This is a genomic window from Paenibacillus sp. T2-29 (genome assembly GCF_052921365.1).
Genome location: NZ_JBREVE010000018.1, coordinates 47,234 through 73,832, shown reverse-complemented (window position 1 = coordinate 73,832; position 26,599 = coordinate 47,234). Strand labels below are relative to the sequence as shown.

At 48.1% G+C, this 26,599-nt stretch carries 24 protein-coding genes; 23 read left to right on the top strand and 1 reads right to left on the bottom strand.

Features of this window, described 5'->3' with window-relative positions; translation table 11 throughout:
• Positions 1-18: 18 nt before the first annotated feature.
• Complete coding sequence (locus tag ACU1JV_RS27430; protein WP_013308125.1) at positions 19-972, top strand: ribose-phosphate diphosphokinase; 954 nt, start codon at positions 19-21, stop codon at positions 970-972.
• Positions 973-1,040: 68 nt separating this feature from the next.
• Here ACU1JV_RS27430 and ACU1JV_RS27425 read toward each other — a convergent pair whose 3' ends face one another.
• A complete protein-coding gene (locus ACU1JV_RS27425) occupies positions 1,041-1,241 on the bottom strand; it encodes a hypothetical protein (protein WP_013368676.1) in 201 nt (66 codons plus the stop codon).
• Between the two features lie 75 nt (positions 1,242-1,316).
• Between ACU1JV_RS27425 and pth the strand changes: the two genes are divergently transcribed.
• From pth to ACU1JV_RS27315, 22 genes are all read left to right on the top strand, one after another.
• Positions 1,317-1,877, top strand: coding sequence for an aminoacyl-tRNA hydrolase (gene pth / locus ACU1JV_RS27420; RefSeq protein WP_016818918.1), 561 nt, complete (start codon positions 1,317-1,319; stop codon positions 1,875-1,877).
• 87 nt (positions 1,878-1,964) lie between these two features.
• Complete coding sequence (locus tag ACU1JV_RS27415) at positions 1,965-2,195, top strand: anti-sigma-F factor Fin family protein (protein ID WP_014599341.1); 231 nt, start codon at positions 1,965-1,967, stop codon at positions 2,193-2,195.
• A 134-nt stretch (positions 2,196-2,329) separates the two neighbouring features.
• Positions 2,330-5,857 (top strand): transcription-repair coupling factor, encoded by a 3,528-nt coding sequence (gene mfd / locus ACU1JV_RS27410; RefSeq protein WP_013368679.1) that lies wholly within the window; start codon positions 2,330-2,332, stop codon positions 5,855-5,857.
• Positions 5,841-6,959, top strand: coding sequence for a peptidylprolyl isomerase (locus ACU1JV_RS27405; protein ID WP_013368680.1), 1,119 nt, complete (start codon positions 5,841-5,843; stop codon positions 6,957-6,959). The genes mfd and ACU1JV_RS27405 overlap by 17 nt, the downstream gene beginning before the upstream one ends.
• A 167-nt stretch (positions 6,960-7,126) precedes the next feature.
• Positions 7,127-7,669: a stage V sporulation protein T gene (spoVT, locus tag ACU1JV_RS27400; protein WP_013368681.1), complete on the top strand. Its 543-nt coding sequence runs from the start codon at positions 7,127-7,129 to the stop codon at positions 7,667-7,669.
• A gap of 140 nt (positions 7,670-7,809) precedes the next feature.
• The gene (locus ACU1JV_RS27395) at positions 7,810-9,468 is read left to right on the top strand and encodes a putative polysaccharide biosynthesis protein (RefSeq protein ID WP_413987276.1); all 1,659 of its coding nucleotides are present in this window, start codon (positions 7,810-7,812) and stop codon (positions 9,466-9,468) included.
• Positions 9,469-9,630: 162 nt separating this feature from the next.
• Positions 9,631-11,130, top strand: coding sequence for a nucleoside triphosphate pyrophosphohydrolase (gene mazG / locus ACU1JV_RS27390; protein ID WP_102163412.1), 1,500 nt, complete (start codon positions 9,631-9,633; stop codon positions 11,128-11,130).
• Between the two features lie 335 nt (positions 11,131-11,465).
• Complete coding sequence (locus ACU1JV_RS27385; RefSeq protein WP_007428028.1) at positions 11,466-11,738, top strand: HU family DNA-binding protein; 273 nt, start codon at positions 11,466-11,468, stop codon at positions 11,736-11,738.
• Entirely contained in the window at positions 11,738-12,016 is a 279-nt protein-coding gene (locus ACU1JV_RS27380; RefSeq protein ID WP_014599342.1) for an RNA-binding S4 domain-containing protein, read from the top strand. The genes ACU1JV_RS27385 and ACU1JV_RS27380 overlap by 1 nt, the downstream gene beginning before the upstream one ends.
• A gap of 186 nt (positions 12,017-12,202) precedes the next feature.
• Positions 12,203-12,487 carry a sporulation protein YabP gene (gene yabP, locus ACU1JV_RS27375; protein ID WP_013368685.1) on the top strand — a complete coding sequence of 95 codons (285 nt, stop codon included), beginning with the start codon at positions 12,203-12,205 and terminating at the stop codon, positions 12,485-12,487.
• Positions 12,484-13,062: a spore cortex biosynthesis protein YabQ gene (gene yabQ, locus ACU1JV_RS27370; protein ID WP_058831394.1), complete on the top strand. Its 579-nt coding sequence runs from the start codon at positions 12,484-12,486 to the stop codon at positions 13,060-13,062. The genes yabP and yabQ overlap by 4 nt, the downstream gene beginning before the upstream one ends.
• A gap of 4 nt (positions 13,063-13,066) precedes the next feature.
• Positions 13,067-13,396 (top strand): FtsB family cell division protein, encoded by a 330-nt coding sequence (locus ACU1JV_RS27365; protein ID WP_165083895.1) that lies wholly within the window; start codon positions 13,067-13,069, stop codon positions 13,394-13,396.
• 123 nt (positions 13,397-13,519) lie between these two features.
• A complete protein-coding gene (locus ACU1JV_RS27360) occupies positions 13,520-14,035 on the top strand; it encodes a S1 domain-containing RNA-binding protein (RefSeq protein WP_013368688.1) in 516 nt (171 codons plus the stop codon).
• A 505-nt stretch (positions 14,036-14,540) separates the two neighbouring features.
• Complete coding sequence (gene spoIIE / locus ACU1JV_RS27355) at positions 14,541-17,048, top strand: stage II sporulation protein E (RefSeq protein WP_165083893.1); 2,508 nt, start codon at positions 14,541-14,543, stop codon at positions 17,046-17,048.
• Between the two features lie 126 nt (positions 17,049-17,174).
• Positions 17,175-17,924, top strand: coding sequence for a vWA domain-containing protein (locus ACU1JV_RS27350; protein WP_165083891.1), 750 nt, complete (start codon positions 17,175-17,177; stop codon positions 17,922-17,924).
• Complete coding sequence (locus ACU1JV_RS27345; RefSeq protein WP_013368691.1) at positions 17,908-18,846, top strand: protein kinase domain-containing protein; 939 nt, start codon at positions 17,908-17,910, stop codon at positions 18,844-18,846. Before ACU1JV_RS27350 ends, ACU1JV_RS27345 begins: the two co-directional genes overlap by 17 nt.
• A 66-nt stretch (positions 18,847-18,912) precedes the next feature.
• Entirely contained in the window at positions 18,913-20,361 is a 1,449-nt protein-coding gene (gene tilS / locus ACU1JV_RS27340; protein WP_413987277.1) for a tRNA lysidine(34) synthetase TilS, read from the top strand.
• Positions 20,362-20,408: 47 nt separating this feature from the next.
• Positions 20,409-20,948 carry a hypoxanthine phosphoribosyltransferase gene (gene hpt, locus ACU1JV_RS27335; RefSeq protein ID WP_013368693.1) on the top strand — a complete coding sequence of 180 codons (540 nt, stop codon included), beginning with the start codon at positions 20,409-20,411 and terminating at the stop codon, positions 20,946-20,948.
• Between the two features lie 97 nt (positions 20,949-21,045).
• Positions 21,046-23,085 carry an ATP-dependent zinc metalloprotease FtsH gene (ftsH, locus tag ACU1JV_RS27330; RefSeq protein ID WP_013368694.1) on the top strand — a complete coding sequence of 680 codons (2,040 nt, stop codon included), beginning with the start codon at positions 21,046-21,048 and terminating at the stop codon, positions 23,083-23,085.
• Positions 23,086-23,321: 236 nt separating this feature from the next.
• Complete coding sequence (gene nadB / locus ACU1JV_RS27325) at positions 23,322-24,935, top strand: L-aspartate oxidase (RefSeq protein WP_413987278.1); 1,614 nt, start codon at positions 23,322-23,324, stop codon at positions 24,933-24,935.
• Entirely contained in the window at positions 24,925-25,815 is an 891-nt protein-coding gene (nadC, locus tag ACU1JV_RS27320) for a carboxylating nicotinate-nucleotide diphosphorylase (RefSeq protein WP_413987279.1), read from the top strand. The genes nadB and nadC overlap by 11 nt, the downstream gene beginning before the upstream one ends.
• A gap of 6 nt (positions 25,816-25,821) precedes the next feature.
• Entirely contained in the window at positions 25,822-26,589 is a 768-nt protein-coding gene (locus ACU1JV_RS27315; protein WP_413987280.1) for a type III pantothenate kinase, read from the top strand.
• Positions 26,590-26,599: the final 10 nt, after the last annotated feature.

Sequence of the window (26,599 nt, the reverse complement as noted above, 5' to 3'; positions counted from 1 at the left end):
CACGGAGGGTTTCTATTAATGACTTATTGCGATTCCAAACTCAAAATATTTACTTGTAACTCCAATCCGAAGTTAGCCCACCAGATTGCGGACTACATCGGAATCCCAATGGGGGAATCCCATACCACATCGTTTAGTGACGGTGAAATTCAGGTTAAGCTGTCGGAAAGTGTTCGCGGTTGCCATGTGTATATTGTACAGTCCACTTGTCTGCCAGTTAACGACAACTTGATGGAGTTATTGGTTATGATTGATGCACTTAAACGCGCTTCTGCCAAAAGTATCAATGTTGTTATGCCATATTACGGTTATGCTCGTCAGGATCGTAAGGCTCGTTCACGTGATCCGATTACAGCGAAACTTGTCGCTAACTTGATTGAAAAGGCGGGAGCTCACCGCGTAATCAGTATGGATTTGCATGCGATGCAGATTCAGGGATTCTTTGATATTCCAGTGGATCATATGCTGGGAGCACCAATTCTGGCCCAATATTTCCGTTCCAAGCAAATTGAGAACCCGATTGTTGTTTCACCCGATCATGGTGGGGTTGTTCGCGCGCGCAAGCTGGCGGACTTCCTGAGTGCTCCGCTCGCTATTATTGATAAGCGTCGTCCAGAGCCGAATGTCAGTGAAGTGATGAATATCATCGGGAACATTGAGGGTAAGACGGCTATTTTAATTGATGATATCATTGATACAGCCGGAACGATTGTATTGGGTGCAAATGCGCTTAAAGAAGGCGGCGTAAAAGATGTGTATGCATGTTGCACACATGCCGTGCTGTCTGGTCCTGCGATGGAAAGACTGGAGAATTCGCCATTAAAAGAGGTGGTTGTGACGGATACAATCCCGATCGTTCACCCAAATCCGACAAGCAAGCTGAAGGTACTGTCTGTGGCTCCATTAATGGGAGAAGCCATCATCCGTGTGCATGAGGAATTGTCGATCAGCAAATTGTTTGAAATCGAATAAGCACTGGCTCATTAAAAAAGGGGTTGCTTTTTCCATATGGAAAAGGTAACCCCTATCAGCATGTCAGGCTAAAAGCCTGGCCGAGATATGAATGTGAAGCGTTGACGATTGTATAGTGTGTCCTCGATTTCGACGAAATGCTCATTAAAACGTGCAACGATGCCAATTTGAACATGTACATTCCCGTCATAAATTTGGACAGGAACGGAATGTTTTAAATGATATAGAAAATGGCTGTCATATAAGAGGATATCACCTTGATTGAGCATATCGGCACGCACCTTCCTGTTCACTACAACTATTTTACCAAAAAATCAAGACTTCGAAAGAGGGTGTCAAGGTTAATGAAGTGGATTGTAGGATTGGGCAACCCCGGTCCCCAATACGAGAAAACGAGACATAATGTCGGATTTATGGCTTTAGATGCACTTGCCTCACGTCATAATATCCAGATTACCCAAAGCAAATGTAAGGCGTTGATTGGTGAGGGTCACATTGGTGGCGTGAAAACGGTACTGATTAAGCCTATGACATATATGAATCTCTCAGGCGAGTCTCTACGTGCATATATGGACTACTATAAGGCCGATATGGAAGATCTGATTGTCGTGTACGATGATCTGGATACAGAGGTCGGTAAAATAAGACTGCGTTATCAAGGTAGCGCAGGCGGTCATAATGGCATTAAATCGATCATTCAGCATACAGGGACGCAGTCCTTCAACCGGATTCGTATGGGCATTTCCCGTCCAGAGCCTGGACATGCTATTGTTGATTATGTTCTGGGCACCTTTCCAAAGAAGGAAAAGGAACTATTGACCGGAATGATAGAAGATACGTGCAACGCTTTAGAATACAGCTTGAATCATCCGTTTGAGCGGACGATGGCTGAATTTAACAAGTAGGTCCTGACGTTAGGTAGACGGGCTTAAATGGAAGATTGTTGGACATACTGAAAGGTATAGAAAACTTTCAGGAGGCATATACATTACATGGTTGTTAATTATGTATGCAGACATTGTCGAACTTTCTTAGGGCGAATTGACTCCGCTGTAATAACCGAAGAAAGGTTGGGCTTCCATTCCTTGACCCCTGCTGAACGTAGAGATATAATAGCGTATAATTCGGGTGGTGAAGTGACTGTTAAAGTCATTTGCGAGCATTGCAGTCAGGCACTGGAGAATAATCCGGAGTTGAGTCTGCTCGTAAACCCGCTCCAATAACAGGTATTCAACTGGTCTGATGTACCAGCTTGAGAGGTGAAGCGGTAGTTCCGCTTATGGAGCCTTGGCAGCATTGCTGAGGCTTCTTTTTCGGTTTACATGTAACTATTTATAAGCATAAAGGGGTGCCTTTTTTGTTACAAGCACTTATTCAGGCTTTTACGAAGGATGCTGATTATGCATCCATTGCGGCAGGTATATCCTCAGGCATGAAGGAACAGCTGATATCAGGCTTGTCAGGCTCTTCAAGACAGGTACTGATGGCCGCACTTGCTGAAGATACTGGACGACCGTTAATGGTCATGACGCACAATATGTTTGCCGCTCAAAAAATAGCAGATGATTTGCAGGAAGCGCTTTCTCCTGATCAGGTTTTATTGTATCCAGCCAACGAGTTGGTAGCTGCTGAAGCTGCCATATCCAGTCCAGAGACATTATCCCAACGAATTGATGTATTGATACGATGCGCCCAGGGTTTTCGTGGGGTTGTTGTCGTGCCGTTTTCTGGGGTCCGGCGTCTACTACCAATCCCGGAAACATGGCGTGAGGCTCGTGTTGAACTGAAAGAGGGAGAAACGATTCAGCTGGAAGCATTTTTGCTGCATATGGTTGAGATGGGATACCAGCGTGTAGAACGTGTTGAATCCCGTGGGGAGATGAGTGTACGCGGGGGAATTATTGATTTTTATCCAATGACAACCCGTTGGGGTTATCGTGTGGAGTTGTTTGACGATGAAATTGACTCCATCCGTATGTTTGATCCGCAAGATCAACGTTCGGTGGAAAAGGTACAGGAAGTTACTGTAACGCCATGTAAGGAAGTTATTGCAAGCCACCAGCGTATGGACCAAGCTGCCGATGCCGCTGCTATGTTGTTGGAGGAACAGCTGGACAAAATGACAGATCGTCAGGCTAAGCAGCATCTGAAAGAGGAAATTCATCGTGAAATTGAGCTGTTGCGGGAGCATGTGTATTTTGACGAAATCTATAAATATATCTCCCTGCTATATCCTGAACGTAAAACCTTGGCTGATTATATGCCGGCAGATACGATTCTGATCATTGATGAACCAGCACGGATGCTAGAAACAGCTAGGCAGCTAGAGCGGGATGAGTCTGAGTGGAATCTGCATTTGCTTCAAAACGGTAAAACTCTACCGCAACTGGAGCTATCGGATAACTCGGATAATCTGCTGTATAATCGGAGATTTCAAACCCTGTTCCTGTCGATCTTCCTTCGCCAGGTTCCGCATACGCAGCCGCAAAATATTTTGAACTTCATTTGCCGGGGCATGCAGGATTTCCACGGTCAAATGAATGTACTCAAGGCAGAGATGGATCGTTGGCGCAAGGCAGGCACACAGGTTATGATGCTGGCGAGTGGAGATGAACGTCTGGATCGGATGCGGCGAGTGCTTCAAGACTACGGTATTGATGAGCCGACTATGGCGATTGGTAATCTGCAAAGCGGTTTTGAGATGCCGTCTATTCATCTGGCGGTGATTACCGAGGGTGAGATGTTCTCCCAGAAGCAGCGGAAAGCACGTAAGCAGGGCCGACATGTAGACAATGCAGAGCGGATTAAGAGCTATAGCGAGCTGAAGGTGGGCGACTATGTCGTACACCAAAATCACGGGATCGGGAAGTATATGGGAATCGGTACGCTGGAGGTTGGCGGTATCCATAAAGATTACATGCATATCCTCTATGCAGGCGGAGATAAGCTGTCTGTACCGATTGAACAAATTGATCTGATTCAGAAGTATGTGGGCTCAGAGGACAAGGAGCCCAAAATTTACAAACTGGGCGGCAATGAGTGGACACGTGTTAAAAGTAAGGTGCGCAGCTCGGTTCAGGACATCGCAGATGACTTGATCAAGCTATATGCGGAAAGACAGTCAGCACCAGGCTTTGCTTTTGAAAAGGATTCGCCGGAGCAACAGGAATTTGAGGATATGTTCCCGTATGATGAGACACGTGACCAGGTTCGGGCTATTGAAGAAATTAAGAAGGACATGGAGCAGAGTCGTCCAATGGATCGTTTGCTGTGCGGTGACGTAGGCTACGGCAAGACTGAGGTGGCTATTCGTGCTGCTTTTAAGTCTGCTATTGAGGGCAAACAAGTGGCTGTGCTGGTACCGACGACGATTTTGGCGCAACAGCACTATGAGACATTCCGTGAGCGCTTTTCTGGGTATCCGTTCAATATTCAGGTATTGAGCCGTTTCCGCTCGCGCAAAGAGCAGAATGAGACGACCAAGGGAGTTCGACAAGGTACGGTTGATATTGTCATTGGTACTCACCGTCTACTTTCACAGGATCTGGTGTTTAAAGATCTGGGGCTGCTTATTGTCGATGAGGAGCAACGTTTTGGTGTCACGCACAAAGAAAAGCTGAAAAAACTGAAAACGAATGTAGACGTATTGACGCTAACGGCTACACCTATTCCGCGTACACTGCATATGTCCATGCTGGGTGTACGTGATTTGTCAGTCATTGAGACGCCACCGGAAAATCGTTTTCCAGTGCAAACTTATGTCGTTGAGCATAGCCAGACTCTAGTTCGTGAGGCCATTGAACGCGAGATGGCACGCGGAGGGCAGGTTTATTACCTGTATAATCGCGTGCAGGGTATTCAGGAGATGGCTGCCGAGATCAATGCACTTGTCCCAGACGCCAAGGTGGGCGTAGGCCACGGACAGATGTCTGAAACGGAACTGGAGAAAACCATTTTGGATTTCCTGGATGGTGAATATGATGTACTCGTTAGCACGAGCATTATCGAAACCGGTGTGGATATTCCCAATGTGAATACACTTATTGTGCATGATGCCGATAAAATGGGGCTCTCCCAGCTTTATCAGCTGCGTGGGCGTGTAGGTCGTTCCAACCGGATTGCCTATGCTTATTTCACGTACCAGCGAGATAAGGTGCTTACAGAGGTGGCGGAGAAGCGACTTCAGTCTATCAAAGAATTTACGGAGTTGGGTTCCGGGTTCAAGATTGCAATGCGTGATTTGTCCATCCGCGGAGCGGGTAACTTACTTGGCGCCGAGCAGCACGGATTCATCGCATCCGTCGGTTTTGATCTTTACTCACAAATGCTGGCTGAGGAAATCAATAAACGTAAAGTCAGTGTGCTTGGAGAAGAGGATCAATCCAACCGGAATTGGAGTACATCGATTGATTTGAGCGTCGATGCTTACCTGCCGGGAGACTATATTTATGACAGCATTCAGAAGATTGAGATTTATAAAAAGGTTGCGGCAGTCAGTACCTTTGACGAGGCTTCCGAGCTGGAGGATGAGTTGGTCGACCGGTTTGGCGATCTGCCAGAGGCAGTGCGTCATTTGCTGGCCGTGGCCCGTCTCAAGGTGTATGGACGGATGTATGGCATCGAGTCCATTGTTCAACGGGATGACAATATGGTGTTGAAATTTCACGAGGGGCGTCAGCAGGCGCTGCAGACTGCCAAACTTGCCGAGATTGGCAATCGCTTTGAAAGACGTGTACAATTTGAACAGGGTACTTCTATGAGCGTACGCATAAAGGGTAAAGGTCTAAATGATGCACAACTGCTAGAACTGCTGGAGCAATTTTTGAGTGCATTGAAAGAAGCATTCACATTGAAGGAGGAACTGCAAAATGTCACAACTAAATAAAAGAAAACCTTGGAGAATGCTCTCCTTGGGCATGGCAGCGTTGCTAGCTATATCGGTGCTCGCAGCATGTACGAAGCAAGCGGATGAGAATAAGGTCAAGGATGAGCCGAAAGACAACAGCAAGGTTGTCGTGACCTATAAGGGTGGAACGATTACCGAAAATGAGTTCAACCAAGAAATCAGCATGATGAAATTTCTGTACCCAGAGTATGAGGCTGCTTTAGCTTCTGATCAGGTACGTGAGCAAATTGTAAAGCAGGAAGTAGTGTACAAGCTTTTGGCAGCCAAAGCGGACGACAAAGCCAAGGAAGAGGGCGCCAAACAAGGAAACGAGCAGTTGGAGCAGTATAAAAAGTCGGTCGGAGAAGATAAGTTTAAGACATTTCTAAGTGATCAGAAGCTGACCGAACAAGGTGTGAAAGATTACTTCACGCGTGTAATGACGGTAATCAACAGCGAAACCAATAAAGTAACGGATGATCAGCTGAAACAGGAATTTGAAAAAAATAAAGATCAGTTCACGACAGCAACTGTACGTCATGTATTGATTAATTTTGAAGATCCAAAAACAAAGAAACAGCGTACAAAAGAGGCTACTCTCAAGCTGGCCAAAGAGGTAAAGGCAAAATTGGATGGTGGAGCGGATTTTGCAACGATTGCTAAGAAGTATTCGGAAGACCCAGGTTCCGCATCTAATGGCGGGCTGTATGAGAATGCATCTGTAGCGCAATGGGTACCTGCTTTTAAAGAGGCTGCCGAGACTCAACCAATTAACAAAATTGGTGAACCCGTGGAAACAGAATACGGATATCACGTGATCAAAGTGGAGTCCCGCAATGAGCCGACATTTGATAAATTGAAGGACAACGAAAAGGCTGCCCTGAAAAATAAACTAGCTGGGGAAAGTATCCAAAACTTTACCGAAAATGATTTGACGAAGCTTGATTTGAAAATCAATCTGCCTAAGGCACCTGCTACGCAAGAGAAAAGTGGTGCAACGTCCGGTGCGGGCAGCACAACTACGCCGAGCGGAACAACAAGCGGTACGGGCGATAGCAAAGCTGGAACAACTAAAGATGGAGCTGCAAACGAAGGTAAATAACTGAACATGCATAAGGAATTGGGAACAGATGAATACTATGGTCAGATATCACCATAAACACCATGAACGCGACGTTCTTCGTGACCGCTTCTGGGGGAGTGGAAGCGTCTTTCGATACCGTCAGTAGTTTACTAAATTCTTCTTGAGAAAGTGGGGCAACATGTGAAATGAAAGCTACTGGTATAGTTCGCCGTATTGATGATCTTGGGCGGGTAGTTATTCCAAAGGAGATTCGCCGCACCTTGAGAATTCGTGAAGGAGATCCGCTTGAGATTTTTGTGGATCGTGACGGAGAAGTCATTTTGAAAAAGTATTCACCTATTGGTGAACTTGGTGATTTCGCCAAAGAGTATGCTGAGTCCCTGTTTGAAAGTACTGGCCATATTACGATGATTACCGATCGTGACACCATTATTACGGTGGCTGGAGGCTCGAAAAAAGAGTTTCTGGACAAGCAAATCGGTAGCATTATTGAAGGTAGCATGGATAATCGCAAGACTGTGCTGGAGACAGCCAGCGGCTCTTACGAGCTGACGCGAGACCACGAAGAAACACTCTCGTCCTTTGTGACGGCTCCCATTGTTTCGGGTGGTGATCCCATTGGTTCTGTTATATTGTTGAACAAGGATGAAAATGTAAAAATGTCCGAAATGGAGGTCAAGATGGCTGAAACAGCCGCTGGCTTCCTGGGCAAACAAATGGAACAGTAACACCCCGTTTCACCCCTGTGTGACGTACAGAATGGCTAAAGCCGTTCAACGTTGTACAGGGATTTTTTTCTTTCCGGGAGAAGAGACGGTATAATAGGACTCGTAAAAACGCTTATTCCAGGTGGGAGTGAAGACGGAGAATGCAGGAAAATCGCGCCGCTTCGCGGCTGCTACGAGGCGCTGTCATTTTGACACTGGCAGCTGTAGCAAGCAAGCTGATCGGCACATTGCAAAAAATCCCGCTGCAAAATATTGGCGGCGATGGCGTGTTTGGCATTTATAATACGGTTTATCCTTTTTATACGCTGTTCATTACCATTGCAGCTGCTGGATTCCCGGCGGCTGTATCCAAATTTGTAGCTGAGTATGAGGCTGTGGGAAATCAGGCAGCGGGGCAACGTGTTGCCCGGCTATCTTCGCTTGTATTGGGCATATTCGGATTGTTTCTGGGGCTGCTGATGTATACGTGTGCGCCACTAATCGGCCAGTGGATCGACAATGCTCACGTCATTCCATCGGTGAGGGCGGCGGCGATTGCCTTCTTGTTCGTGCCGATTATGGCGGGACTGAGGGGCTATTTTCAAGGCTTGCAAAATATGATTCCGACGGCTGTCTCCCAAGTGACGGAGCAGGCGATAAGGGTAAGCGTGATGATCATATTGTTGCTGTTCATGCTGTCACAAGGAGCAGGGGCGGATATGATTGCCGCCGGAGCAGTGTTTGGTTCAGCAGCAGGCGGAGCAGCGGGCCTGGTGATCATGCTGCTGTATTGGCGAGGCCACAGAAAGAGACTTAGGCGGCAAGAGACGGTCATGACAACAGTGCAGGCACAGACTGGTGAGCTTCACCCAGCGGAAAGCAGTGGTGCTTTGCTAAAGGCACTGCTACGTTATGCTCTGCCTGTTTGCCTTGGAGCGCTAGCCGTTCCGTTAATAAACCTGGTAGATACATTTACCGTCCCTCGCCTGTTAAAGCAGGAGGGCTTGGATGATACGGCGGTTATGGTGGCCTTCGGCGTGTATAACCGGGGGCTTCCGCTAGTACAGCTGGTCATGATGTTTGCCACCACATTGTCGGCATTGTTCATACCCTCGCTGGCTGAGGCTCGGGTGACCGGAGGTACGGAGCTGGCACGTCGTCAGTGCGAGCAATCGCTGCGCTGGTTTTGGCTGCTGGGACTAGCCGCTGCGACAGGTCTGATCGTGCTGGCCGTGCCCGTCAATGTGATGCTGTATGCAGACGACACGGGCAGCACGGTTATGCGCTGGATGGCGCTGACCGCCGTAGGCGGCACGCTCAGCATCATCTCGGCTGCGCTGTTGCAAGGGCTTGGCGCGGTTCGTGCGCCAGCCCTGGCTATGCTTGCGGCCGCTGCGGCCAAGGCGCTGCTAAACTGGCTGCTCGTGCCGCAGCTCGGCACGGCGGGCGCCGCCATTGCGGGGGCTGTCGCCTATCTGCTGGCGGCTGTGATCAACATCGCGCTGCTGGCCCGCTTGGTGGGGCTGCGCGGGAGCTGGTCCGCCAGTGTGCTCAAACCGGCAGCATTGCTTGTCGCCTTGGCTGGTGCAGCCGGAGCGGCGATGTGGGGCACCGGTGCTGTGCTGGATGCCCTAGGCTGGGCGGCCGGAGGTCGTGCCACGGCAGCGGCGGAGAGCCTGCTGGGTGTAGCGGCAGGCACCGTGGTGTTCGTGATCGGCCTCGCACGCCTGAGGTTGATCACGGAAGCCGAGCTTGTGGCAGTGCCCAAGCTCGGACGCCCGCTGGCAGCTGTGCTGCGCAGACTGCGTGTACTGGCTTAGCCCGGGGTTATACGGCTTGCGCGTGAAAGCTGCACAAGCCATTTTATGAGCCTATACCACTTTGTGGTATAGTAAATGCCAAAGCAAAGGAAGCGGAAGCTGGGCTATGCCGGGTGTTTTTTCGGAGCATGCATCCTGCTTTTGCGGAACGGAGGATTGAATATGAGCGTAACATTAACGATCGTAGGTCTGGGCTCGGGAGATCCCGATCAGCTTACGATAGGGATATTGAACAAAATGCGGGGCGCTTCAGCGCTCTATCTGCGAACCAAGGAACATCCGGCGGTTCGAGTGCTGGATGAGTTTGAGGTGGCTTTTGAGTCGTTTGATGCGGTATATGAGACAAAGGATTCTTTTCCAGAGGTATATGAGGAAATTACCAGTCAACTGATGGAAAAGGCTGCTAAGGCGGCAGACGGGAGCGAAATCGTCTATGCAGTTCCCGGTCACCCGATGGTGGCGGAAGCAGCGGTGCAGTTGCTCAAGGAGCGTTGTCCTGCGCAAGGGATTGAACTAAACATCTTGGGTGGAGAAAGTTTTCTGGATGAGGCTTTTGTGCGTCTTGGTTTTGATCCGATTGAGGGTTTTCAGCTGTTAGATGCAGGCACACTGGATGCCAGCTGGCTTCAGCCTCAGTTGCATACGCTGATTGGACAGGTATATGACACCTTTACGGCTTCCGATGTGAAGCTATGCTTGATGGAACGGTATCCTGACGATTATGAGGTGTATGTCGGCCACGCGCTTGGGGTAGAAGGTGAGGAGGCGGTCCACAAGGTGCCGCTATACGAGCTGGATCGAGTAGAGGGCTACGGCAACCTATCCTTGGTATACATACCTCGCAGTGAAGATGAGGCCCTGAAACGGCGTTCTTTTGACCGTCTACATGAGATTGTCGATATTTTGCGCAGTCCGGAAGGCTGTCCATGGGATCGTGAACAGACACATCAATCAATCCGCAAAAATCTGATCGAGGAAACGTATGAGGTCATTGAAACCATAGATGAGGATGATCCTGAGCATATGAAGGAAGAGCTTGGCGATCTGTTGTTGCAAATTTTGCTGCATGCCCAAATGGAGGAGGAAGTCGGAACCTTCAATGTGTATGATGTGATCCAGGGACTGAACGATAAGCTTATTTTCCGTCATCCGCATGTATTCGGTGACAATCAAGCCAATGATGCGGAAGAGGCGCTGCAAAACTGGGAACAGATGAAGGCAGAGGAAAAACGGCTCAAAGGTACGGCGGCAGCTAATCCTTCCGTACTGGATGGGGTTCCCCGTGATCTGCCTGCTCTTATGAAATCGTATAAGCTCCAGAAGAAGGCAGCTAAAGTAGGCTTTAACTGGGATAGCATTGAAGGCGTATTTGATAAATTGGACGAAGAAGTGGCTGAGTTGAAGGAAGCGGTTCGTGAAGGGCATTCCATGGAAGCTCAGTTGCTGGAGTTGGGGGATGTTCTATTTGTTGCCGTGAATGCGGCCCGGTTCATGGACGTAGATCCGGAAGAGGCGCTGTCAGCCACTAATCGCAAATTTGTAAGCCGCTTCCAGTATATTGAGCAGAAACTACGCGAGCAGGGGCGTCGTCCTGAGGACAGCAGTGTAGATGAAATGGAGACCTACTGGCAGGAAGCGAAAAAGCTTCTTGACAGAGATTGATTCCATAGATTTGATCTTTGGCTGTATTGGACAGTAAAATGAGTCATATGCAGGGTTGAAAATACGCCCGGCTTGAGCAGACTTGCCAATGGGCAGAGTTTTGTAGTAGGATGTTGGCTTAACTGGGGTCGAATAAAAAAACGCCTGTCATTGCAGGATTTTTAAGGACAAGCCAGAATAACTTGTAGTAATTCTGAAAATAACTGTAGCTAATAGTTGAACATGTTACAGTGGTATTCAGGAAGGGCTTCGGCCACAGTTGGACCTCACGTATGCTCCATTTAAGGACATGTAGCGTGATGATTATTTTTTGACATTTAGGAGGCTTTTATCTTATGAACAAGACAGATCTGATCAACAATATTTCCAGCAAAAGCGGTTTGAGCAAACGTGACGTTGAAGCTGTATTGAATGGCGTTCTTGGTGAAATTACAGATGCACTTGCTAGTGGTGACAAAGTACAACTGATCGGCTTTGGTACTTTCGAAACGCGCAAACGTTCCAGCCGTACAGGTCGCAATCCACAAACCGGCAACACGATTGAAATTCCAGAATCGACCGTTCCTGCTTTTAAAGCTGGTAATAAGCTTAAAGAAGCCGTTAACTAATGCGTCTTGATAAATTCTTGAAAGTCTCGCGGCTGATTAAGCGTCGTACAGTAGCTAAGGACGTCTCTGAACAAGGGAGAGTCGTGGTGAATGGACGCGAAGCCAAGCCGAGCAGTGCGGTCAAAGTAGGCGATGAAATTACCGTCCAATTTGGCCAGAAGCTGGTGACCGTGCGAGTGGAACGGCTCGCCGACACTACACGCAAGGACGAGGCTGCAAGTATGTACACTTTGGTAAAGGAAGAGCCTATTGCCAGGGACAACGGTTTGAACTGGTAACCAGACATCTGATTTTCTCATAACGTTGTACATAGAAGCATTCCTTCATATTGTATGAAGGGATGCTTTTTCTTTTATATGAGGAGCTTTTGTCTAATTGTCTAATAAATGCTCGTGAAGAGCCAAAGCGGTTCTAAATCATGCCCACCCCTTCATAAGCTAAGAACAGAAGGAGGGGTACATGCCATGATTGAACAAGGGAAGTCCAAGCACCATGATCTGCGCATGCAAAGCCGCAAGCAGCTCGACATTTCAGGCGTCAGCAATGTGGAGAGCTTTGACAGTGAAGAGTTTTTGCTTCAGACCGAGCTGGGCCATCTCACCATTCGCGGACAACATTTACATATCAAAAACCTCAGTCTGGAAGAGGGCCTACTGTCCATTGAAGGTCTGATTACTTCCCTCGTCTACCTGGAGCCTGGGGCCCCGGCCAAAAACGGAAAAAGCCTATTCGGCAAGCTCTTCAAATGAACCCTTACACACAATGGCTGACATTGACGTGGATGCTATTGTCGGGCATAACCATGGGAGTGGTATTTGACAGCTACCGGGTGCTGTCAATCCGCTTTCATTTTGCCCGTTGGAGTGTTCATTTGTTGGACGTGCTGTATTGGGTGGCCTCGGCTTTGTTTATTTTCCGTGTGCTGTACGCGAGTAATCGCGGTGAGCTGCGGTTTTATGTCTTTTTAGGACTACTTTTGGGGGTTTGGCTCTATTTTTGGGCCTTTAGTGTTACAACCCAACGTTTTGTGGTAATGTTAATAGAGATCGTTCGCAGACTGACGTTGATCGTGAACAGCATACTGCGCATCCTGATTGTTCTTCCGGTGTTAGCGCTGTATCGGCTGTTACGCAAGCTGGTCGGATGGACATGGGCACTTATTGTGTTCCTAGGAAGGATGCTGATATACATCCTGATGCCGGTTTGGAAGCCGATTCTTTGGTCGATCCGTCCGCTTATAGCGCGTTGGAAGACGCCAGATCCGCTCGTAAAGCTGGGTATCAGACTGAAAAATACAGCAAAACGATGGTTTGGAAGGGGGTAGTATCATGCGTAATTCGTCTGTAGATCGCTATTCATCTCCTACGTCCAAGTCCAATGCGGGCGGGCGCAGGCGAATCATGATTTGGTTGCTATCGCTTGCCGCCTTTGGTAGTTGGGCCATATTCACCTTTTTTTCTCAAGGCATGATCATGGCCGATCGAAATGAACAGCTCACCCAGAAGGAAAAACAGAAGCAAGCTGCTACACAAACGGAACAACAGCTTCAAACCGAAGTGAATCGTCTCAAGGACCCTGAGTACATTGGAGAAATTGCTAGAAGCAAGTACGGTCTTTACAAACCGGAAGAGACGCCAATCATCGGAGATCAAAAATAGAAGTATTATCGGGCCAATGCTTAGTTGACCTTGGTTCCGCCATTTTGTATAATCAAATCACCACAGCGGGATTTTTTTGCAAAAAAATCGGTTGTATATTTTAAGGGAGGATCATTTTATTCTATGGCAATTGAAGTGGGCACCAAGTTAGAGGGCAAAGTGACAGGCATCACGCATTTTGGAGCATTTGTGGATTTGTCTGGAGGTGTCACGGGTCTCGTTCACATCTCGGAAATCGCCGATAATTATGTTAAGGATGTTAACGACCACCTGAAGATTAATGATGTTGTGACGGTGAAAGTCATTAATGTTGACAAAGATGGCAAAATCGGACTTTCCATTAAGCAAACGATTGATAAGCCGGCAAGTGAAGCCCGTCCCCCAAGAGCTCCAAGACCGGAGCGTACAGGAGGACCAGGCGGAGGAGACCGTTTTGGCGGCGGAGGTTCAGGTCCAAGTCAGGGACGCGGTGGTGGTTTCAACCGCGATCGTGGAGGCCGTTCTTTCAAGCCTGCACCGGGTAAACCTTCATTTGAGGATAAAATGTCACGCTTCCTGAAAGATAGTGAGGAACGCATTTCGTCGCTGAAAAAGAACACCGAAGGTAAACGCGGAGGACGCGGCGCGAAGCGTGTTTAATTCACTTTGACAACCGTATCAACCATACACGGAAAACCGTACAGTCGAAAGACTGCTACGGTTTTTTTGCGTTCTACCGACAAGAGATGCGACAAGCCGTGGCTACAGGCAATACATTTGGGTGGAGTTGTACGGGCACATTTTTAAGATTAGTAGTTTTATGAAGAAGAGAAGAAGCATCTACTGAAATGTAGGATGTTTTTTTTGTCGTGTGGACATAATCGTCCGACAAACTCCAACGGTTTTCCGTCTATCTTCTGTGCAAATCGCTAGATTTGGTATCAGGATGACTGACATAGAGAGGTCGTCCAAAGCGTAGAGAGAGACAACTTCCATCTGCTTCCATACGGGCGTAGCTTGAAGTACAGGGGAATGCTCTGTCCTTTCGCGCGGAACGTTTTTTTGTCGGAAATTTCTTGGAATAAGACGTGAGGTTCTGACAAACTTTCTCAATCGTTCCGGTTTAAGATGGGAACATCAAATTGATGAATGGGGTGCCTGACGCATGATGGAGAAATGGAACGTGGTACATTTTCCGGGGTTAAAATCTAGAAAGTCCAAATCCAAAGAGCGTACGGAAGGTTGGCCTTCCAGACTCAAGAAACGGCTCGATTCACATAAAATGGTGCAATGGGTAACCGCGCAAAGATGGATGCTGCTATTGTCAGCTATGGGAGTTCTATTGGGACGCGCCACTATTTTGGACGAGCTTTCTCCTTTTGCCCTCGCTTATTTTGCAGTCATTACGTTCCTTCGGCGTGATCTGATGCTGCCTGTAGCTGTATCCGTTGTGCTAGGCAGCCTGTTAGCTCCTTACCCATCGTTATTCATGATTGGTGGTGAGTTAATCGTATTTTATCTCCTGTATCGCGGGCTACGCACCTTCGATCGTCTGGAATTATCCTATGCCCCGCTTATGGTCTTCTTGTCTGTGTTTATGGTCAATTTATTTAACGCCGTGATGGCTCCGGCTTTTACATGGTATGAGCTTGTCATTGTGGGAACGGATGCGGTACTCAGTTTTATGCTTACATTGGTGTTCACCCAGGCCATACCGCTGTTTACGTACCGCAAGAAGGCAAGCCAGCTCAAAAATGAAGAAATTTTGTGTCTTATTATTCTATTAGCCTCTGTGATGACGGGAGCAGTAGGATGGACCGTTCATTCACTGTCTGTCGATCATGTACTTTCACGATACTTGGTCTTGGTGTTTGCTTTGGTGGGAGGTGCTTCCCTGGGTGCTTCGGTCGGTGTGATTACCGGTTTAATTTTGAGCCTGGCCAATATGTCTGCAATTGTGCAAATGAGTCTACTTGCTTTTGCAGGTTTGCTGGCAGGGATGCTGCGTGAAGGGAGAAAAGGTGCAGTGGCACTTGGCATGCTGCTGGGCTCTTCCATTCTGACGATCTATTTGGATGGGACTGGGGACGTGCTGACATCAACCTGGGAGAGCTGCGCGGCAATCCTATTATTTTTAATGACTCCAAAAAGTTTCTTTAAAGCGGTTTCTACCTATGTCCCGGGTACGCAGGATCACGCCAAGTCACAGCATGAATATGCCAAAAGGGTTCGTGATCTCACCGCCGAGCGGGTGACGAAATTTTCCCGTGTATTCAGCCAGCTATCCCGCAGCTTTCATCAAATATCTGCGAGTGAGGGGGCAAAACCGGACGGAGAAATCGAACACTTTATGAATGCGGTGGCGGAAGGAACATGTGCCTCTTGCTTTAAGTGCGAGCAGTGTTGGGACGGCAAGTTTATGCAAACCCATCAGTATATGACGGAAATGATGAGTGCCATTGAGGACAATCCTGAATTAGAGCCAGAGCAGATGCCGCCGCAATGGAGCAAGGCATGTGCCAAAACGGGCGCTGTCCTGCAGGTAATGAAACAGCAGTATAGTCTCTACCAGCATAATATGCAGTGGAAGCGCCAAGTATACGATAGTCGTCAGCTTGTTGCTGACCAGCTATCCGGTGTATCGCAAATTATGGAGGATTTAGCGCGGGAAATTCAGCGGGAAGGGCAGACCATGCATCGGCAGGAAGAGCAAATCCGAGAGGCTCTTGATAGACTGGGCTTGTCCATCCAATCCATCGAAATTATTAGCCTGGATGCAGGCCAGGTTGAAATTGAGATTGTCCACGCCTATACAAGGGGATTTGATGAATGTCGGAAAATTATTGCTCCACTGCTGTCGGACATACTAGACGAGCATATAGCTGTCATGCGCGAAACGGCGGCAGATCGCCGCCAAGGCTTGGCTACAGTCATGTTCGGCTCTGCCAAAACATATGAGATTGCTACAGGAGTAGCTAGTGCCGCCAAAGGAGGCGATTTCTTCTCAGGAGACAGCTACAGCATGATGGAGCTAGGGAATGGGACTTTCGCAGTCTCTTTAAGCGATGGTATGGGGAACGGAGAGCGTGCGCAGCAAGAGAGCAGTGCAGCACTTAACATTTTGGAAGAACTACTGCAATCGGGTATGGACGAAAAATTGGCGATCAAGTCGGTTAACTCTGTCCTGATGCTCCGATCACCTGAGGAAATGTATGCTACGGTGGATATGGCGCTGATTGATCAGTATACGGCCCGGACAACCTTTATGAAGATTGGATCTACACCGAGCTTTATTAAAAGAGGAGAGGAGGTCATTCCCGTATCTGCCAGCAATTTACCGATTGGCATTATACAGGATATCGAAGTTGATTTGGTTTCGCTGCAACTCCAGCCGGGGGATATTCTCATTATGATTACAGACGGTATATACGATTCACCGGGTTATGCAGTCAATAAAGAGATATGGATGAAACGCATGATTCAGGAAATTGAAAGTGAAGATCCACAGCAATTGGCTGACTGTTTGCTAGAACGGGTTATTCGATACCAACAAAATCAAATCTATGATGATATGACTGTAGTTGTTAGTAAAATAGATCATTTTCACCCAGAGTGGGCAACTCTCCATGTACCCGGCATGAGGTGGTTAGAACGTCCACGGACGGTGAGCTAGACTGACATTGCCCGGGAAATTCCTTATACATTTTTAAAAATCCGCATCCTTCGTTTGAATCGTTCCGGATTAGGCAAAGATAGAATCTATCGGAATAGATTAAGAGGAAGCGGAGGTCAAAAAGCGATGAAGCAAATTTTGATCATTACAGATGGATGCTCTAACGTAGGTGTTAGCCCAGTTATGGCGGCTGCCCAAGCTTTACGGGAGGGAATTACAGTGAACGTCGCTGGAGTCATAGACTACGGAACCATCGGCGAGCTTGGGAGCGTAGAGATTCAGGAAATTGCTAAAGCAGGGGGAGGGTTTAGCCAAATCGTCGGTACGAAGCAGTTAGCGCAAACCATGCAGATGATGACGCGCAAAACAGTGGTTCAAACGATTCAGCAGGCGGTTAATAGAGAGTTAACGCACATTTTGGGTGAGGGCGGTGCCCGGCATATCGGTGAACTGCCTCCGGCCAAACGAGCCCAGGTAGTTGAGGTAATGGATGAATTGACAGAAACAAGCCCTCTGGAAATTGCTTTACTCATTGATGCAAGTGCAAGCATGAAGCCCAAGCTACCTGCTGTAGAGGACAGTATCCGCGATTTGCTGCTCAGCTTACAGTCCAGAAGCGGACTCAGCCGTATATCTGTATTTCATTTCCCGGGCGGACGAATGGGAGAAGACGCAGTCATGGATATCGGGTGGACCTCTGAGCTTGACCAGATCAAATCGATATTCGGACGCTTGCGGATGAAAGGAGCGACACCGACAGGACCGGCCATTTTACAAGTGATTGATTATTACCGATATGTTACACTAGGGGAACAGAAAGATCTGGAAGAATCCTATAGCAAAGGAGAAGGGATGCTCGGTGACTACGTCGTCTGATCCCGTTCTTGCACCCGGAACGGTCATCAAGGGCAAGTGGAAGCGGAGTAGCTATGTCATCCAGCGCTTGCTGGGCCGGGGAGCGAACGGAACTGTATATTTGGTAAAAGAAGCACAGGCCGATCGGCAATTTGCTCTCAAAATGGGAAAGAACACGCTTGATCTGCAATCGGAGATTAATGTGCTGACCACATTACAGTCTCAAGGGACTCAGGCTGCCCTCCAGCGTAATGGAAATCCTTCCTTCTTGTTTGAGGTGGATGATGTAGTGTTACGTAGTGGGGAGATCCCCTTTTATGTTATGCGATACGTCAAAGGAGATCCGCTTCATAAATTTGTGGCAGCCAAAGGGTCTGAGTGGTATGGTGTGGCTGGAACTGGCATACTGAATCGTCTGGCCGATCTCCATCAGGCAGGATGGGTGTTTGGCGACCTGAAGCCTCAAAATATATTGGTCAATGCCTATGGAGAGGCTGAGTTGATTGATTATGGCGGGGTGTCCCTTGCAGGTCGGAGTGTTAAACAATTTACAGAATGGTACGACAGGGGATTCTGGAATGCTGGTAGCCGAAATGCTGATCCCCAGTATGACCTGTTTGCCTTTGCTCTTCTAACGATTCATATATTAGAGAGCGAATCGTTAAAGGCAGCTGCGAGCAGGCTACCACAGCTACGTAATACGGCAGAATTGACAGTCATCATTCGTCGCAGCCGTATATTGCGCCCCTACGCCGAATGGCTGCTGGGTGCAGTGCGCGGAGAATATTCCGATACTCGTGCAGCGGCCCGAGCTTGGTCGCGTCTGGCTTCCGCACATGTCAGGCAATCATCTGTCAAAAGAGGAAATCCACGCTGGCTGGGATATGCTTTTACGGTATCGCTTTTGCTGCTTGCCGGAGCGCTCTGGATTGCGTTAAGGTAGCAGCATGACTTACATAAGATAACAGAGGATCATCATTTTTACGGTCGGGAGAAAAGAGGGTCGTAAATGGGAACAACAAAACCGACCGGTGTTGTACAGGAAGTACTCGCTTTGGCGCGAGAACATTCACTGTGGAGCCCCGGAGACTGCATTGTGGTTGCTGTATCCGGTGGACCGGATTCGGTGGCCCTTTTGCACATTTTACATGAAATATCCGTTATACATATGCCATTACAACTCGTCTGCGCTCATGTTCATCATGGCTTCAGGCCAGAGGAATCGGATGCGGAGGCTGAAGAGGTACACAATATTGCCCGAAAGCTCAAGCTTCCATTTGAAATGATTCGGGTGGATGCACCCGCTTATATGAAGGAGAGCGGTAAGGGTCCACAGGAAGCCGCCCGTGAGCTACGGTACAGCTTTTTACATGATACGGCTACGAAGTGGGAGGCACAGCATATTGCTATGGCTCACCATGGCGATGATCAAGCGGAGACAGTTCTCTTGCACTTGCTGCGCGGTAGCGGACCAGCGGGTTTGGCGGGTATGCGTTTGGCACGCAATGAAAAAAATGTGCAACTCATTCGCCCGCTACTTCGTATGTACAAGACTGACTTGATTGCGTATTGCAACTTTTATGGTCTTTCCTATGTGACAGACAGCACTAATTTATCGTCTAAATACCGTCGTAATGCTATCCGCATGGATGTGCTCCCTTTTTTGGGGCAATATAATGAGCAACTGACACCGTCCCTGAATCGGCTGGCCGAAACGATGGCTGACGAAAATGATTTTATGGAGGCAGCTACACTGTCAGCATATGAGAAAATGGTGCACTTCAATAATGGCAGGTACATGTTTTCCATCGCTTCATATCGTAAGCTATCCGTTGCTTTACAACGGAGGTTGATTAAACTAATATTAAATTATCTGCCTTCGGGCAGTGAAAATTTTGATTTTCGTAAAATTGAGACCGTTCGACTAAGACTTCTCCAAGAGACATCCTCTACATGGAGCTTGGACTTGGGCGGCGGTGCGGTTGGAGTCCGCGAATATGACCAGGCGGTTTTGTTTGACCGTACGCAAGTCGTTATGGGTGAATGGAGCTATGGACTGAGCGTATTGCCTATTTCCGGTGAGCTGGAGTTGCCTGAAGCGGGTGGTATACTCCGGTGGCGAAGAGCTTCCTATTGGGATGGACACCATCCGGCGAATGAGGAAGAAGCATGGTTCGACGCAGACGAATTGACTTTGCCGTTGACTGTACGTTCGCGATTACCTGGAGATACCATGTATGTAATGGGATTAAACGGAAGAAAAAAGGTTAAAGATATTTTTATTGATGAAAAAATACCTCCTTTAATGCGTTCCGTTATTCCTATCGTCTGCGACCACTCTGGAGTTGTTCTCTGGATTCCGGGCGTACGACGTTCTGTACATGCTGCGGTGCAAAAGCACACGTCTTCGGTTATATATATGTCATGGCAAAGACGAGAGAGTCCGGGGCACCAGTAATTGCGCAGGAACGGCTTTCATAGTATAAACTTAGGAGGTTTACACCGTTGCAAAATGATATTCAGGAAGTATTGATCAGTGAAGAAGAGATTCAGAGTAAAATCAAGGAATTGGGCGCACAGCTTAGCGTGAAATATGAAGGAAAAAATCCATTGGTGATTTGCGTGCTGAAAGGTGCGTTTATCTTTATGGCAGATTTGGTTAAATCCATTACAGTGCCGTTGGAACTTGATTTCATGGCTGTATCTAGTTATGGAGTATCCACCAAATCATCGGGCGTTGTTAAAATCATTAAAGATTTGGACGCTTCAGTGGAAGGACGCGATGTTCTGATTGTCGAAGATATTATCGACAGTGGTCTGACGCTGACACATTTGATTGAATTGCTTAAGAATCGTAATGCAAATTCGGTATGTGTCGTAACTTTGTTCGACAAGCCTGCACGCCGGACCGTTAATCTTGAAGCTGATTACACCGGATTTACACTTCCGGATGCGTTTGTTGTCGGCTATGGTCTGGACTATGCCGAGCATTACCGGAACCTCCCATACATAGGGATTTTGAAGCCGGAAATCTACACCAGCTAATCTCAGCCTCCAGTCCTAGGACTAAATAGGGTCCTTTGTTGAGAAGGGCTTACAGGCTATGGTAAAATAACTTAAGTGTCTCGAGAGGAGGTAGGGGATGAATCGGTTCATCCGGAATTCTGGTTTTTATTTGATTCTTTTTTTAGTTGTGGTGGGTATCGTTCAGTTTGTTAGCAACAGTAACGAAGCCTCCGATCTCCCTAGATATGACCAATTACGGCAAGAGGTTAAAGCTAATAACATCTCTAAAGTAACGGTCCAATTTGACGGTTACGCCTATCTTGTAACCGGTGCATATAAGAAGCAGCCGGCTAATGCTAAATCAACCAATTTTTCCGTATACGTTCCGCCAACGGATCAAGCACTAAGTGAACTGGTGAATGCCAGCGAAACGAACGGGTTTGAATACGTGCAGAAGAAAATGGAAGGCGAAAGCATTTGGCTGACATTTTTGACTTCTATCATTCCTTTGGTGATCATGTTCCTGTTGTTCTTCTTCCTGTTTAATCAGGCACAGGGCGGTGGCGGCAAAGTAATGAACTTCGGCAAGAGCAAAGCCCGTCTGTATAACGAAGAGAAGAAGAAAGTTACCTTCGAAGACGTAGCAGGGGCTGACGAAGAGAAACAGGAGCTTGTCGAAGTCGTAGAATTCTTGAAGGACCCACGCAAGTTCGCAGCTGTGGGTGCTCGTATTCCAAAAGGGGTTCTGTTAGTGGGCCCTCCGGGTACGGGTAAAACACTCTTGGCGAGAGCTGTTGCAGGTGAGGCCGGAGTGCCATTTTTCAGCATCTCGGGTTCTGATTTTGTAGAAATGTTCGTCGGGGTCGGTGCTTCCCGTGTTCGTGACTTGTTCGAGAATGCGAAGAAGAACGCACCTTGTATCATTTTCATTGATGAAATTGATGCCGTTGGACGTCAACGTGGCGCCGGATTGGGTGGCGGACATGATGAACGTGAGCAAACGCTCAACCAATTGCTCGTAGAGATGGATGGATTCGGCGCAAACGAAGGCATCATTATCGTTGCTGCTACTAACCGTCCGGATATTCTAGATCCGGCCTTGCTTCGTCCAGGTCGGTTTGACCGTCAAATTACGGTTGACCGTCCAGATGTTAAAGGCCGCGAAGCAGTATTGCATGTACATGCACGCAACAAACCATTAACGAAGGATGTTAAATTGGACGTCATTGCGAAACGTACAACAGGCTTTACGGGCGCTGATCTGGAAAACCTGTTGAACGAAGCTGCCTTGCTGGCGGCTCGTCGCAACCGCAGAGATATTTCGATGCGAGAAGTAGATGAAGCGATCGACCGCGTTATCGTAGGTACTGAAAAACGCAGCCGCGTAATCAGTGACCGCGAGAAACGAATTGTAGCTTATCATGAAGCAGGGCATACGATTATCGGTTACTTCCTAGAGAATGCCGATATGGTTCACAAGGTAACTATTATTCCACGTGGACGTGCAGGCGGATATGTCATCATGCTTCCGAAGGAAGACCGCATGCTGACAACCAAGCAGGAATTGCTGGACAAAATCACTGGATTGCTGGGTGGACGTGTTTCCGAGGAGCTGTTTATTGGTGAGATCGGAACAGGGGCTTATAGTGACTTCCAGCAAGCGACAAGCATTGCGCGTAGTATGATCGTAGAATATGGTATGAGTGAGAAGCTCGGCCCGATGCAGTTTGGAACTTCCCAAGGTCAAGTATTCCTTGGACGCGATATCGGTCATGAGCAGAACTACAGTGATCAGATCGCTTATCAGATTGACCAGGAGATGAATCGCTTCATCACTGACTCTTATGAGCGTGCTAGAGAACTCTTGACGAAGTATTCCAAAGAGGTTCATTTGATCGCTCAAACATTGCTGGAAGAAGAAACTCTGGAACTTGAACAAATCAAACGTTTGATCGAGACAGGTTCTTTGGATGGCAATACGAATGAGGGAGAAGGAACACCAGAAAACGGTGAACCTGTGATCGATAATATCGGAGATGTTCGTGTACGTATTCAAGGTAAGGATGACGAACCTAAGAATACAACGGATCAACCAAACGATATCCCTAATCTGAAAAAGCCAGAGGATGATAACAATTCAGGCAATTCCGGTGGTACTCCACCGACAACAACCTGATCATCTGATGGATAGTTGAATAAGCATATATGTAAGCTTCGGGGAACCAGATCCTACTGGTTTTCCGGAGCTTTTTTAAATATGGAAGATTATTGCTAACGTGATTTGACAGACAAAGGAACGTTGTGTACATTTATTGTTAAATAAACGACTTACTATCATTTTGAACATATTCCGTGAGCGCATACTGTACAATCTATGGTGTGCGCTATTCTTCTGTGAAATCAGGTGAAGGCATGATTCCAAGATATCTAGTTGATTTTGATGTAGCGGAATTGACCCAATACGAAGCCGACGTCTTGATTATCGGCTCCGGCATTGCGGGCTTATATACGGCGATTAAGGCTGCGGAGAATCGGAAAGTGTTGCTGATTACCAAGAAAACTTTAATGGAAAGCAACACACGTTATGCTCAAGGCGGCATTGCTGCTGTCACATCGGACGAGGATACACCAGCTTATCACATGCAAGATACTCTGATTGCTGGTGCAGGTCTGTGTGAACCCGAGGCGGTCAGAACGCTTGTTCATGAAGGCCAAGACGGTATTAAAGAGTTAATACGATTGGGGACAGCCTTTGACCGTGTGGATGGTGAACTAGCACTGACCCGAGAAGGGGCGCATAGTCATCGTCGTATTTTGCATGCAAATGGAGATGCCACCGGTTATGAAATCGTGCGTGCCTTATCACAGCAGGTTGCAGCCCATCCCGGTATCGAGGTGTGGGAAGAGCGTATGGTCATTGACCTGCTGACTGAGCATGGTGAGTGTATTGGAGCCCTCGTCCAAATGCCAGATGGAGAAAGGTCGTATATCACTGCCAATGCAACCATTTTGTGTTCAGGAGGTAGCGGGCAATTATACCGTTATACGACTAACCCGGATATCGCAACTGGGGACGGTATTGCTATGGCATATCGTGCTGGGGCGGTTGTACGGGATATGGAGTTCGTACAGTTTCATCCTACGGCCTTGTGCCATCCGGGCGCTCCAAGGTTTCTAATTTCCGAAGCCGTACGGGGAGAAGGTGCCGTGTTACGCAACATTCATGGAGAACGCTTCATGGACAAGTATGATTCCCGGCAGGAGCTTGCGCCCAGAGATATCGTAGCTCGTGCGATCATCCATGAGATGGAACGCACCCAGGCTACGTTTGTATACCTGGATATTACACACGAGCCGCCTGAGCGGGTAAAGCAACGCTTTCCAACGATTTATCAGACATGTCTGTCATATGGTTTGGATATGACGACAGGCTGGATTCCAATTGCTCCTGCTGCCCATTATATGATGGGTGGTGTCCAGACTAATCTATACGGGGAAAGCTCCATTAGGCGTTTGTTCGCCTGTGGTGAGACCTCTTCCACAGGTGTTCACGGCGCTAATCGTCTGGCGAGCAATTCGTTATCTGAAGCTATTGTGTTCGCCAGCAGGATTATCGAGCGGCTGTATTCATTGCCACCGCTGGTTGGCCATACTTTGATATCTTACAATGATAACCGTGCAGAGTTTCAGGCTTCATCCGTCGCGGAACAGCGGTATAAGCTGCAAGAAACGATGGTTCATTATGCTGGAGTTCGTCGGCATAGTGAAGGGCTGCAAGCAGCATTAGAAGAGCTGCGCGGGCTAGTGACTGCTTTTCAGGCTGTGATCACCAGTCGGGAAGAGATCGAATTCGCCAATTTGCTCACCTGTGCTTTATTAGTAGCCGATGGTGCGTTGCTGCGTGAGGAGAGTCGGGGGGCACACTATCGTGAGGACTTCCCTGAGACAGATGATTGCAAGTGGCGAAAGCATGTTCAGCAGCGACGTGAGCAAGGCATAACGGAGGAGAGCGTTCATGACATCTAACAGCGAGCTTTATGGAGAGTTTAGCGGATATCAGGAAGAACTGACGGCACAAATTCGCAGCTGGCTGCGAGAAGATACAGGTTCTGGCGATGTGACCACACGTTGGACGATTGAGCCGGGCCACCAATCCAAGGCTGTCATTCATGCCAAGGAGAGCGGCGTGATTGCGGGTTTACCTGTGGCTGAAATTGTATTTCGAGTAGTGGACCCTTCCTTGTCGTTCACTCCGTTCGTGACCGATGGTCAGTGGATTGAAAAGGGGAGCGTTTTGGCAGAAGTGAGTGGAAGTACTCATGCGATTTTGACCGGGGAGCGATTGGCGTTAAATTTACTCCAGCGGATGTCCGGTATTGCAACGCGGACGCGAACTTTTATAGATCAATTGCACGGACTTTCCACGCGCTTGGTGGACACACGTAAAACAACACCAGGGCATCGACTGTTGGAGAAGTATGCTGTGCGTGTAGGTGGCGGCTCGAATCATCGCTTTGGTCTATACGATGCTGTTATGATTAAGGATAATCATATTAAGGGCGCGGGTGGGATTGCACAGGCGGTGAGCCGAGCGCGCGCGCACATACCGCATACAATGACGATTGAAGTAGAGACGGAAAACATGACGCAAGTCCGGGAAGCCCTGGAGGCTGGGGCGGATATTATTATGCTGGATAACATGTCCGTCCCAGATATGAAGGAAGCCGTTCGCTTCATTCGTGAACAGGCCCCACACGTCAAAACAGAAGCCTCAGGCAATGTATCGCTGGATACAGTGCGTGAGATGGCTGAGAGCGGCGTAGATGTGATTTCTGTAGGCAGGCTGACATACTCTTTTCATAATCTGGATATCAGCCTTGACCTTAACGCTAAGAAAGATAGGTGACACCCATTGATTCTTGTAGTGGATGTAGGTAATACCAATATTGTTCTGGGGATCTATGAAGGGCGCGAGCTGTTGCACCACTACCGGATCAGCACCTCCAGACAGGCAACCGCGGATGAATACGGCGTACTCATACATAATCTTTTTAGTATGGGCGGCGTATTAAAGGATGACATTCAGGGAGTTATTATTTCCTCTGTCGTTCCGCCGTTGATCCGTGTATTAGAGGAAATGTGCGATAAATATATAGGCAAAACGCCGTTAATCGTCGGACCGGGAATCAAGACCGGTCTTAACCTGCGTTACGAGAATCCGCGTGAAGTAGGTGCGGATCGGATCGTGAACGCTGTTGCGGCTGTAGAACGGTACGGCGGACCTCTCGTTGTGGTGGATTTTGGAACGGCGACGACGTTTGATTGTATTGACGATAAGGGAAACTATCTGGGTGGAGTCATTGTGCCGGGTATCGGCATTTCGACGGAAGCACTGTATCAACGGGCTTCCAAACTCCCTCGTATCGAGTTGGAGAAACCCAAAAAGGTTATTGGTCGGAATACAGTCCACGCCATGCAAGCTGGGATTATTTTCGGTTATGCTGGACAAGTGGATGGCATTGTGAGGCGCATTAAGGAAGAAATGCAGGCAGAACCCACGGTTATTGCTACCGGAGGTCTTGCAGAGCTAATCGCATCAGAGACAGAGAGCATTCAGAAAGTGTTGCCGATGTTGACGCTCGAAGGATTACGCATCATTTACCAACGTAACGCCGAATAAAAAGTGGATA

What these genes read in the sequence shown, in the direction of transcription:
- ACU1JV_RS27350 (WP_165083891.1), top strand. Translation starts at nt 17,175, where the DNA reads ATGAAGCAAATTTTGATCATTACAGATGGATGCTCTAACGTAGGTGTT.
- ACU1JV_RS27395 (WP_413987276.1), top strand. Translation starts at nt 7,810, where the DNA reads ATGCAGGAAAATCGCGCCGCTTCGCGGCTGCTACGAGGCGCTGTCATT.
- ACU1JV_RS27385 (WP_007428028.1), top strand. Translation starts at nt 11,466, where the DNA reads ATGAACAAGACAGATCTGATCAACAATATTTCCAGCAAAAGCGGTTTG.
- ftsH (WP_013368694.1), top strand. Translation starts at nt 21,046, where the DNA reads ATGAATCGGTTCATCCGGAATTCTGGTTTTTATTTGATTCTTTTTTTA.
- spoIIE (WP_165083893.1), top strand. Translation starts at nt 14,541, where the DNA reads ATGATGGAGAAATGGAACGTGGTACATTTTCCGGGGTTAAAATCTAGA.
- yabP (WP_013368685.1), top strand. Translation starts at nt 12,203, where the DNA reads ATGATTGAACAAGGGAAGTCCAAGCACCATGATCTGCGCATGCAAAGC.
- nadC (WP_413987279.1), top strand. Translation starts at nt 24,925, where the DNA reads ATGACATCTAACAGCGAGCTTTATGGAGAGTTTAGCGGATATCAGGAA.
- tilS (WP_413987277.1), top strand. Translation starts at nt 18,913, where the DNA reads ATGGGAACAACAAAACCGACCGGTGTTGTACAGGAAGTACTCGCTTTG.
- ACU1JV_RS27380 (WP_014599342.1), top strand. Translation starts at nt 11,738, where the DNA reads ATGCGTCTTGATAAATTCTTGAAAGTCTCGCGGCTGATTAAGCGTCGT.
- pth (WP_016818918.1), top strand. Translation starts at nt 1,317, where the DNA reads ATGAAGTGGATTGTAGGATTGGGCAACCCCGGTCCCCAATACGAGAAA.
- ACU1JV_RS27405 (WP_013368680.1), top strand. Translation starts at nt 5,841, where the DNA reads ATGTCACAACTAAATAAAAGAAAACCTTGGAGAATGCTCTCCTTGGGC.
- mazG (WP_102163412.1), top strand. Translation starts at nt 9,631, where the DNA reads ATGAGCGTAACATTAACGATCGTAGGTCTGGGCTCGGGAGATCCCGAT.
- ACU1JV_RS27415 (WP_014599341.1), top strand. Translation starts at nt 1,965, where the DNA reads ATGGTTGTTAATTATGTATGCAGACATTGTCGAACTTTCTTAGGGCGA.
- ACU1JV_RS27430 (WP_013308125.1), top strand. Translation starts at nt 19, where the DNA reads ATGACTTATTGCGATTCCAAACTCAAAATATTTACTTGTAACTCCAAT.
- spoVT (WP_013368681.1), top strand. Translation starts at nt 7,127, where the DNA reads ATGAAAGCTACTGGTATAGTTCGCCGTATTGATGATCTTGGGCGGGTA.
- yabQ (WP_058831394.1), top strand. Translation starts at nt 12,484, where the DNA reads ATGAACCCTTACACACAATGGCTGACATTGACGTGGATGCTATTGTCG.
- ACU1JV_RS27425 (WP_013368676.1), bottom strand. Translation starts at nt 1,241, where the DNA reads ATGCTCAATCAAGGTGATATCCTCTTATATGACAGCCATTTTCTATAT.
- nadB (WP_413987278.1), top strand. Translation starts at nt 23,322, where the DNA reads ATGATTCCAAGATATCTAGTTGATTTTGATGTAGCGGAATTGACCCAA.
- ACU1JV_RS27360 (WP_013368688.1), top strand. Translation starts at nt 13,520, where the DNA reads ATGGCAATTGAAGTGGGCACCAAGTTAGAGGGCAAAGTGACAGGCATC.
- ACU1JV_RS27365 (WP_165083895.1), top strand. Translation starts at nt 13,067, where the DNA reads ATGCGTAATTCGTCTGTAGATCGCTATTCATCTCCTACGTCCAAGTCC.